This window comes from Dietzia sp. CQ4 (assembly GCF_014145125.1).
GTDB classification, from domain to species: domain Bacteria; phylum Actinomycetota; class Actinomycetes; order Mycobacteriales; family Mycobacteriaceae; genus Dietzia; species Dietzia natronolimnaea.
The window spans coordinates 1-6,637 of record NZ_JAALDZ010000285.1 but is presented as its reverse complement, the minus strand read 5'-3'; the positions used below and the strand labels follow the sequence as shown (position 1 = coordinate 6,637).

At 71.9% G+C, this 6,637-nt stretch carries 7 protein-coding genes; 4 read left to right on the top strand and 3 right to left on the bottom strand.

What is annotated here, in order from left to right:
• The 3 genes from G6031_RS15025 to G6031_RS15015 all read left to right on the top strand — a co-directional run.
• Positions 1-446 (top strand): alpha/beta hydrolase (locus G6031_RS15025; RefSeq protein WP_241737371.1); only part of this gene is annotated, 446 nt, incomplete at its 5' end.
• Positions 447-486: 40 nt separating this feature from the next.
• Positions 487-924, top strand: a complete 438-nt coding sequence (locus G6031_RS15020; protein ID WP_179523791.1) for a nitroreductase family deazaflavin-dependent oxidoreductase — start codon at positions 487-489, stop codon at positions 922-924.
• A gap of 57 nt (positions 925-981) precedes the next feature.
• Positions 982-1,911 (top strand): patatin-like phospholipase family protein, encoded by a 930-nt coding sequence (locus G6031_RS15015; protein WP_182653680.1) that lies wholly within the window; start codon positions 982-984, stop codon positions 1,909-1,911.
• Positions 1,912-1,929: 18 nt separating this feature from the next.
• Here the strand turns inward: G6031_RS15015 and G6031_RS15010 are convergent, their stop codons facing one another.
• Positions 1,930-3,186, bottom strand: coding sequence for a glutaminase (locus G6031_RS15010; RefSeq protein ID WP_182653679.1), 1,257 nt, complete (start codon positions 3,184-3,186; stop codon positions 1,930-1,932).
• Positions 3,187-3,362: 176 nt separating this feature from the next.
• Here G6031_RS15010 and G6031_RS15005 point away from each other — a divergent pair, with 176 nt between their 5' ends.
• Complete coding sequence (locus G6031_RS15005) at positions 3,363-3,965, top strand: fasciclin domain-containing protein (RefSeq protein WP_182639807.1); 603 nt, start codon at positions 3,363-3,365, stop codon at positions 3,963-3,965.
• Between the two features lie 133 nt (positions 3,966-4,098).
• On the opposite strand, the gene G6031_RS15000 is transcribed toward G6031_RS15005, so the two are convergent.
• On the bottom strand, positions 4,099-5,559 hold the full coding sequence (locus G6031_RS15000; protein ID WP_182653678.1) for an FAD-dependent oxidoreductase: 1,461 nt from the start codon (positions 5,557-5,559) through the stop codon (positions 4,099-4,101).
• 146 nt (positions 5,560-5,705) lie between these two features.
• Positions 5,706-6,637, bottom strand: a 932-nt coding sequence (locus G6031_RS14995; RefSeq protein WP_182653677.1) for a PLP-dependent aminotransferase family protein, incomplete at its 5' end; no start/stop codon positions are given.

Here is a 6,637-nt window from a genome sequence, read left to right as displayed (position 1 = left end):
CGGACGCCCCGATCGTGGTTGCGGGCAGCTCGGCCGGCGCGCACATCGCCATGATGACCGCTCTGACCGCCGGCGACCCGAGATTCCAACCCGGCTTCGAGGACCTGGACACCTCCCTGGCGGGTGCGATCGGGCTCTACGGCTACTACGGCCGTCTGGGCGCGGCGACCAAGGACCTCTCCGACCCGGTCCGCCACCCGGCGGAGGGCGCGCCCCCGATCGCGATCATCCACGGTACCGACGACATGTACACCCCGGTCAAGGGTTCGCGCAGGCTGGTGCGGCACCTGCGGGGCGGGTCGTCGAACCCCGTGGTCTACGCCGAACTCCCCGGCGCGCAGCACGGGTTCGACGCGGTGCAGTCCGCCCGCTACCTCGCGGTGATCGCGGCACTCCGGAGGTTCACCGAGCCCCTCGCCGGGTCGGGCGTAATGTCGCCTCGGTGACGACCCACCGAGCGGGATCGCACTGACGAGAGAGGCCATCATGCCGTTGTCCGGCGAGTACGAGCCCAGCCCCAGCAAGTGGGTGCGGGACCAGGTCGAGCAGTACGAGAAGAGCAACGGGGCGTCGGGCTCCGAGCTGTCGGGCATGCCGGTGGTCATCGTGACCACGGTGGGCAAGAAGTCGGGGAAGCTGCGCAAGACCCCCCTGATGCGGGTCGAGCACGACGGTTCCTACGCCGCCGTCGCCTCCCTGGGCGGCGCACCCACCCATCCGGTCTGGTACTGGAACATCAAGGCCCACCCGCACGTTGAGGTGCGGGACAAGGACCGGGTCGGTGACTTCGTCGCCCGCGAGGTGACCGGTGCGGAACGCGACCTATGGTGGGATCGGGCGGTCGCGGTGTACCCCGACTACCGCGACTACCAGGAGAAGACCGAGCGGACGATCCCCGTCTTCGTGCTCGACCCCCGGGACTGAGGTCCCTCACCACCGCACCCACCGATCCCGGTGCCCTGCCACCTCAGGAGGCCTCGAATGACCCGAACCGCCCTCGTCCTCGGATGCGGTGGCACCATCGGGGGCGCCTGGGCGATCGCGGCCATGCACGCCCTCGCCGAGCAGACCGGATTCGATCCCCGCGACGCCGACGTTCTGCTGGGCACCTCGGCGGGGGCCGAGTTGGTGACCATGGTGGGCGGCGGCGTCGGGGTCGACGAGTTGGTGGACATGCAGCGCGGACGGGCCCAGGACCCCAGGCTCCGCGAGCACATCGCGTCCACCCCGCCCGGCAGGCCGCCGCTGCCCCGGCCACCCCTGCTCAATCCCGGACTGCTGCGCACGCACTCCGGCCTGGCCGCCTACGCCGGGATCGCCCCCAGCGGTCGAGGCGACATGGGATGGCTGCAGCGGTTGGCCGAGGGGTTCGAGGTGGGCTCCTGGTTGCCCCACCCCGCCGCCCGGATGGTCGCCTACGACATCCGCGCCGGTGAGCGGGTCGTGTTCGGCGCACCGGGTTCGCCGATCGCGACCGTCGGCGAGGCGCTGCGCGCGTCCTGGTCGACCCCCGGGTGGATGACCCCGGTCCCCATCGGCGACCGCATCTTCGTCGACGGCGGAATGGGGTCGACCGCCTCCGTGGATCTGCTCTCGCCCGAGGACGCGGACCTCATCTACGTGATCGCTCCCATGGCGTCGGCTCCCGGCGTCCGTGTGCCCGGACCCGGCGGCCGGCTCGAACACCGCCTGATCCGACGACCGATGTCCGCGCAACTGGCCGCCGAGATCGCGGTCGTCCGCGCGCGGGGCACCACGGTGGTCCCGATCCTTCCGACGGCCGTCGATCTCGCGGGGCTGGGTGCCCACTTCATGAGCAGCACCCGCCGGGTGGCGGCGTTCGAGTACTCCATGAGGACAGCCCCGGACACCGTGCGCATCGCGCTGTCCGACGCAGGCGTCGGCGCGTGAACCCCGGCCGACGAGGCGTCAGCGGGCCGCCCGCCGGGTGACCGGTCGGGACCCGTCCCCGAAGTCCGGGTCGGGCAGACGGCGGCCGGGATCCGCGAGTCCCACCAGGTGCCCGTCCAGCGACAGCCGCCGCATGGACTCGAGCAACATGCGGCGCGCGCTCGCGTTGACCGAGGAGACCCGGCTCAGATCGAGGGTCACCTCGCCGTCACCCGGCGGGATCTCGGCCAGCCGACGCAACACCTGTTCGGCGCTCGCGAACGTCATCGGCCCCTGCAGACGGAAGGTGCGCCTGCCGCTGATCTCGTCGAACCGCACCGAGCGGACGGCCTCGACCTCGGTCACCGTGGTGTTCATCAGGTGGAGTTCCAGATCGCGCGAGAGCCGCTCGAACGTCCGGACCCCCTCGACACTGTGGCCGTGCTCGTCGAGCCGGGGCGAGAAGACACCGAGGCCCACCTGGCCGGGCAGGGCACCGAAGATCCCGCCGGACACCCCGCTCTTCGCGGGGATCCCGACAGTGGACATCCAGTCGCCGGCCGCGTCGTACATCCCGCACGTGGCCATGACCGCCAGTACCTGCCGGGCCACCGGCGCGGAGACGACGCGCTCACGGGTGACGGGGTTGATCCCGCCGGTCGCCAGGGTCACGGCCATCACCGCCAGGTCGCGGACGGTCACCCGGTAGGCGCACTGGCGGGTGTACCCGCGCACGGCCTCGTCCGGGTCGTCCTCGATGATCCCGCTGGCCCGGACCAGGTTGGCCATCGCCCGGTTCCGGAACGCGGTGCGCAGCTCGGAGTTCATCACGGCCGCGTCCACCTCCAGCCGCCGACCGGCGAAGGACGACAACCCGGCGGCCAGCGCCTCGTCACGTTCGCCCTCGGTGGCGCCGACCGGTCCGACCAGGGTGTGGGTGGTGATGGCCCCGATGTTGATCATGGGATTCCGGGGCCGCCCGCTGATCCTCTCCAGGGAGATCTGGTTGAACGCGTCCCCGGACGGCTCCACGGCCACCTTCTCCAACACCGCCTCGATCCCGCGGTCGCGCAGCGCCAGCGCATAGGCGAACGGCTTGCTCATCGACTGGATGGTGAACTCGGCGTCCGCGTCGCCGGCGGTGTACACGACGCCGTCCATCGTGCAGGCGGCCACGGCGAACCGATCCGGGTCCACGGCGGCGAGTTCGGGGATGTAGTCGGCGAGGTGCCCGTCCGCGCCCGTCGAACACAGGTCGCGGATCTCGAGCAGATAGTCAGGTACCGGGGTCTTCACGACCTCAGCGTGTCACGGCGCCCGTCGGTCGCGCGCCCTGACGAGTCGCTCCGTTGGGGATCGGGGATGCGTCGCCGAGGTTAACGGCACTACAACGATTCCGTCTCACCGGTTACATCTGTCGCGGACATCCCCCCACACTGGGGTTACCCCCGACCCAAGACGAAAGGTTGCTCATGAAGCGGACGATCGCAGTAACGGGAGCTATCGGACTCGCAGTGTTCATGGGGGCGTGCGGCACGGACGACACGGCCGACGACGCCACCACCACTGAAGAGACCACCATGACCACGGAGATGACCACCGAGGAGACGACCGAGGAGGAGATGACGGAGGAGCCGGCGGCCACCGGCAACATCGTCGAGACCGCGATGGCCGCGGGGAACTTCACCACCCTCACGCAGGCGCTCGAGGCCGCGGGCCTGGTGGAGACCCTCGAGGGTCCCGGCCCCTTCACGGTGTTCGCTCCGACCGACGAGGCCTTCGCGGCGCTGCCTGACGGCCAGCTCGACGAGCTCCTCGCCGATCCGACCGGTGACCTGGCCCAGATCCTGCAGTTCCACGTGATCGAGGGCGACGTCATGGCCGAGGACGTCATGGGAATGGACGGCGAGACCGTCGAGACCCTCCAGGGCGGCGAGTTCACCATCGAGGTGGAGGGCGAGACCGTCATGCTGGTGGACGGAGCGGGCAACCGCATCACCGTCATCCAGACCGACGTGCCCGCCACCAACGGCGTCATCCACGCCATCGACGGGGTCATGATGCCCCCGGCCTGACAGGCACGACAGGACCGGTAACACGGCCGCGCCCCGGCTCGACCCGTCACGGGTCGGGCCGGGGCGTTCCTCTGTCCCGGGTGGTCGTGGGAGCCCCCCAGAGAGTTGGACGACCGTCCAATCGGGGGCCGGGTCAGATCTCGTCGTAGCGCTTGAGGTCCCGAGTCGCCGGGCCCTCGAGGAGTTCGCCACACGCCGAGAACCGCGACCCGTGCCACGGGCAGTCCCACGACCGCTCCGCCTCGTTCCAACTCAGCGCGGCGCCCATGTGCGGGCACAGGAGCCCGACCTTGCAGGTCCGGCCGTCGTCCCCGGTCGCCTCGCCGATCGGCCGGAGGGTCGGCCGGGGCCGGCGCACCGTCGCCTGAGCGGCGGTGGCCGCGAGCTGCACCGGGAGGTCCGCGTACAGCGAGACCGCGGTACGCAGGACGCCCGTGACCGAGGGCTTGCCGAAGGAGACCCGGGGCTCACGCCCGCTGAGCCGGTCCACCATGATGCCCGCCGCCGCCGGCGCGCCCGTCAGTCCCCACTTGCTGTACCCACCGGCGAAGTGCACCCGACCCTTCCCCCACGGCATGGGGCCGGACTTGGGCACCAGCGTGACCGGGTGGAAGTCCTGCGCGGACCAGCCGTGGGTGAACTCGGCGCCGGGGAAGTGCTTGGCGGCGTACTCGCGCAGCGAGTCGATCTTGGAGTCGGTGCCCGCGGCCGTTCCGGTGCGGTGGCCGTTTCCGCCCACCAGCAGGACCTCGCGGTCCCCCACGGGCACGGTCCGCAGGGAGCGGACCGGGCTCTCGACCGAGCCGTACATCCCCTCCGGCAGCCCGCCGGGGTACTCGAACGCGCACAGGTAGGACCGCTCGGCCTCCATCGACGCCGCGGTGGGGCCACGGTCCAGGGCCGGGGACGCGGTGGCCAGGACGACGTCCCGCGCCGAGCAGGTGCCGCCGTCACTGCGCACCTCCACGTGGGCGTCCCCGTCCTGCCCCCGCACGTCCAGTCCGGTGACACGGGAGTGCTCGACGATCCGGACACCGAGCGCCGTCGTGGCGCGGACCAGAGCCGCGAGCGCCTCGACGGGGTCGAGCTGCATCTGATCGGGCAGTTCCACGGCGGCCCGGGCGGGGAACGGCACGTCGATCCGGTCGTACCACCGGGCGGGCAGTCCGAGGGCGTCGAGCGTGCGCTTCTCCGAGCGCAGGGTGCTGGTCCCCTTGAGGCTGCGCGAGAAGGTGACCGCCCGGGGTCGCTGCACGTCCACCCCGTGGGACCCGCAGAACTCCGCCCACCAGTCCAGGCCGTACTGGTTGGCCTCCGCGTAGGCGCGGGCGGTCTCGAGACCGTGGTGCGAGCGGATGGTCGACAACCGGGTCCCCTGCAGGACCGAGACCTTGGCCGTGGTCGAACCGCTGGCGCCGGCGCCCACGGTGTGGGCCTCCAGCACCACCACGGAGCTGCCCCGCGCGGCCGCGATCAGGGCGGTGATCAGGCCGGTGAAACCCGCCCCCACCACCACGATGTCCACGTGCTCACCCTCGGGGAACTCCGCCACCGGGGGATCGATCGTCGTGCGTCGCCAGAATGATGTGCCCATCGTGCGTCTCCTCTGAGCTCGGTACGAACCTCGCGGCCACTGTAAGGCCGCACTCCTCGGCCCGCACCCGCTGAGGCGAACCGCCCCGGCGCACCTGCCGCCGATCCGGCGCCGCCGATCACCTGTCGTCGATCACCTGTAGTCGATCACCTGCCGTCGATCACCTGCCGCAGCCGCGCGGCGAACTCGTCCGCGTCACGTGCGACGAGTCGCGAGTAGCTCAGCACCAGCCCCGGAACCGCGTACCGCGCGGACTGCCCGCTCAGCGACCGGGTGCGCCAGCCGGCCCGCTCGAGCTCGCGCACCACCTCGTCGTCGTCGTACCCGGGCAGCAACACACACAGGTGCAACCCGGCCTCTACACCCGTCACGTCGAGGTGGGGACACTCCCGCGCGAGCGCGGCCACCAGGCGGTGACGGCGGTCGCTGTACACCCGCGCCGCCCGCGCCAGGTGGCGGTCCATCGCGCCGGAGTCGATGAACGCCCCCATCGCCTCCGCGGGCAGCGTCGACGGGCCGCGCCGGTGCACGACAAGCCAGCGCTCGACCTCACGGCGCAACGCGCCCGGCGGCAGGCACCACGCCACCCGCAGGTCGGGGGCCACCGACTTGGACGACGTCCCCACGTACGCCACGTGGTCGGCCGCGGCGGGCAGGGTGACGAGCGCCGGCAGCGGGGCGACGCCGTAGCGGAACTCGCCGTCGTAGTCGTCCTCGATCACCAGCGACCCCGTGCGCCGCGCCCAGTCGACCAGCGCCACCCGCCGGTCCACGCTCATGCGGTGCCCCAGCGGGAACTGATGCGCGGGGGTGGTGAAGACGATCGCCCGATCGGAGCCCAGCCTCGCCGAGTCGAGACCGCCGGGCTCCGCGGGGTGGAACCGCACCTCGAGGTCCTGCTCACGGGCCATCAGCAGCGCCCCCCGGTAGCCGGGGTCCTCCGTGTGGAACGCGACCGGGCCGTGAGCCGCGACGAACGCCGAACACAGGGCCGCGATCGCCGAGCGCGAGCTGTCGAACAGCAGCGGGTCCGCGGCGGCGATGCCCCGGTGGCGGCGCAGGTGGGCGGCCAGCGCGG

Excerpts from the sequence above, each read along its gene's own strand:
- G6031_RS15020 (WP_179523791.1), top strand. The coding sequence starts at position 487 with ATGCCGTTGTCCGGCGAGTACGAGCCCAGCCCCAGCAAGTGGGTGCGG.
- G6031_RS15015 (WP_182653680.1), top strand. The coding sequence starts at position 982 with ATGACCCGAACCGCCCTCGTCCTCGGATGCGGTGGCACCATCGGGGGC.
- G6031_RS15005 (WP_182639807.1), top strand. The coding sequence starts at position 3,363 with ATGAAGCGGACGATCGCAGTAACGGGAGCTATCGGACTCGCAGTGTTC.
- G6031_RS15000 (WP_182653678.1), bottom strand. The coding sequence starts at position 5,559 with ATGGGCACATCATTCTGGCGACGCACGACGATCGATCCCCCGGTGGCG.